Here is a 2,856-nt window from a genome sequence, read left to right as displayed (position 1 = left end):
AAGTAGGGGGCGAACTGTTTTGCGGACGGGGTCTTAGCCCCACGGGCGCGAACGTTCTACCCCGGCTACCGTTATCATATATCGATATAAAAAATGGTCAACCAGAAATATTTTCTGGCTGACCTTATAATACGATCGGGCGCGATTGTGAAACATAAAATAAAAGGGATGCTACATATTTGCCATGTATAATATGTAGCATCCCTGATTTTTTTACGATTTAGACCTTGATAAAGTATGATAACCACGATTATCTATGGGCCTCATTAATAAAGCCTAAGCTTTAGAAACAAATTTTGATAAAACTAGTACTCAAGGATTAAAACCGTTGAAATTAGGCTCCGCACTTTTGGTTGTATTGAAAGGACCGACGTCACAAAATACCCAAAGGAGCAACTATTCTTCAGACCGACCCTGGTGACCTGCATAGTTGCCCTCACCGGGATCAAGATCAATGACTATGCGGTGCGGATCAGCTAATGCATATTGATGTTCGCAGCGCCAACGCATCTCCTCTGTAAAACCAATCGTTTCTCCATCTGTAATAATATCACCTTGATTAAACAAATAATAAGCAAAGTTAGTCAAGCAGCCTGCAACCTCATTGGTATCCATATCATAGAAGTGGCATTGCACATCAGGAATGCCTAGTGCTGCAAGCCCAATGGAATCCATGAGACCTTCCTGGCGTTCACTGCCAGTACCCTCAACATTGTAGAACCGAATGTTCAATGCTCCATACAACATTTCGCCCTCATCAATAGCAGCCAAAAACACGGATGGCTCGACCAACTTATTGCTTTCTCTAAAATAAATCGCAGCGCAAGGGACCGTTTCCACTATTGCACGAAGAACATTCGTATGTAGTTCCAATCTTTTTTGGGGCTCCAGTCCAGATGCCATCATATCGACAAGTAACAACGCGTGACTACACTCTTGCAACGTTTGGCCTGCTTCATTCCAATGCCAACTTTGCTGCAAAGCGGCTTCGTAATCAGATATAGGACCTACATTCATGCCAGTAAGTGTTGTTTGTGCAGGGAATTCTTCTTTTGCATATTTCACCATATAATTCAAATGAAAGAAGTGAAGCATTTCGCCTTTCTCATGTTGCTCATAGGGCTCCCATACTGCCAGCGACTCACTCTTTTCATTTTGTGGTCGATCTGTTTTCCCCGTGTATTGTTCTATCTTGCTGTAGAGTAATTCGCGGTCCACTACTGGCTTTTCTTTAAACAGCAGTTTAATAGCATAAACTCTAGCAAATCCGAAGTCTTTCTCTTGCTCTAGGATTTCATTCATAAGGCACTCTCCTTCATTCTGTTTTGTTTTCTTAATCATATATTGATGTGTTCATCAACTTCATCAAGAATACACGAAAGATTACCAATCGCCCATCATACTTTTTCCTTATCATTTCCAATTGCGAGTGTCTATATGTTTTACATCTTTAAAAAAATGATTGAGTTTAACATATGGTTTTGAAATAATTGGTATTATGCAATCGGACGAGATTGTTGGCGATTCTAGAGAAGATGAAATTTTATTGAAAAAGTATTTTTAATCTTTATCAGTGCATTCATTGGTATAGAGAAGTTTAATGAAAACGTAATAGGAGAGATAACTTCAAGTTTTGGATTAGTATTGATTATGTTAGGGGGATTTGCACCCTTAGGAATTAATCCCAACTTTTATTATGTTTAGATAATAGGGATTTTTTTTATGTTAATTGGTTCAACACTGAAGAGTCTGGGGAAGAAAAAGGTTCTTAAACTATCGGCGTGCTTTCCTTGAAGATCATTGAGCTGTTTTAGACAGCTCTTTTTTCTTATTGTGCTAACAGAGCAGAAAAGTTGAATAAGTAGATGTAATTTTGATTGATTTATCACCAGTAAAATAAATTGAAAGGGGACGTTTTAGTTTGATTGATTATTTTGAACGTAAAATTAGATTAAGGGACTTTGAAGTGTGGGATGTACGAATTGGCGACCAACATTATGCTTTAGCCATTTTAGATGAATTTCGACCTGCCACATTTGATGATTTTGAAATTCCAGATTTAATTTATGAAGAAGATGACCAGCGTGCAAACTATGTCTCTGCTACATATTTCTCTGATGAAGCTGTTAAAGATGAAAATAAAGAAATACTGATTGAATTTGCACAAATGCTTACAGAACACTTAGCTTTGGCACATTGTGAAGTAATTATAAAGATTTATCAAGAGAATCCTGAAAAAGCGATAGAACAAATGATGTTAACGAAATATGGTTTTAAAGAATCAGATATGCCATTAGATAAATTATTGCATTTTAATCAAGAGTAGAGGCCTTTAGTTCTTATTCAACTAACGGATGCGTTAATTAAAGATCATTGAGTTGCATAGGCATCTCTTTTTTTCTTTATTGAACTAACGGCGCAGAATAATTGAACAATGTTTGGAAACAATATCTCTAAAAAGAGGTCGGGAAAATGAAAAAAGGAGAGGTGTGATAAATGACAATTAGAATTATATTATTAATACTATTCGTTAGTTTTAATTTTTCAATAGATGCTTCTGCTGAAGTTCTTCTTAAAGCTGCTTATATACGAAATCATCAGCTATGGATGAAGGAGGGAGATAAAGAAATACAGCTTACAACAGGTCGGTATGTATCCTCTCCAAAGTGGTCAAAAGATGGTCAGTATATTGCCTATTTAGCAGGTGACGAGAATGGAGAAAAAACGTATCTGTATATTTATGATTTAAAGAAAAAGGAAAGCTATCAACCGTATCCATCAATTGAAACAAGTCAAATTAAATGGTCGCCAACATCAAATCAACTAGCTTACAATTCGAGAGGTATCCTAAATGTT

The 2,856-nt window shown here is 36.7% G+C and carries 2 protein-coding genes and 1 pseudogene; 2 read left to right on the top strand and 1 reads right to left on the bottom strand.

Annotation, left to right across the window (positions count from 1 at the left end; translation table 11 throughout):
* Positions 1–396 precede the first annotated feature (396 nt).
* Positions 397–1,302, bottom strand: coding sequence for a DUF4261 domain-containing protein (locus tag AC1DCY_RS26965; RefSeq protein ID WP_477355699.1), 906 nt, complete (start codon positions 1,300–1,302; stop codon positions 397–399).
* 619 nt (positions 1,303–1,921) lie between these two features.
* Here AC1DCY_RS26965 and AC1DCY_RS26960 point away from each other — a divergent pair.
* Positions 1,922–2,326, top strand: a complete 405-nt coding sequence (locus AC1DCY_RS26960) for a hypothetical protein (protein ID WP_477355696.1) — start codon at positions 1,922–1,924, stop codon at positions 2,324–2,326.
* 170 nt (positions 2,327–2,496) lie between these two features.
* Positions 2,497–2,856 (top strand): annotated as a pseudogene (locus AC1DCY_RS26955) (translocation protein TolB); the annotation flags it as partial.

Source organism: Lysinibacillus sp. 10T31, from assembly GCF_056394365.1.
Note: the sequence above shows the minus strand (reverse complement) of the source record. Positions and strands in the feature narration are given on the sequence as shown.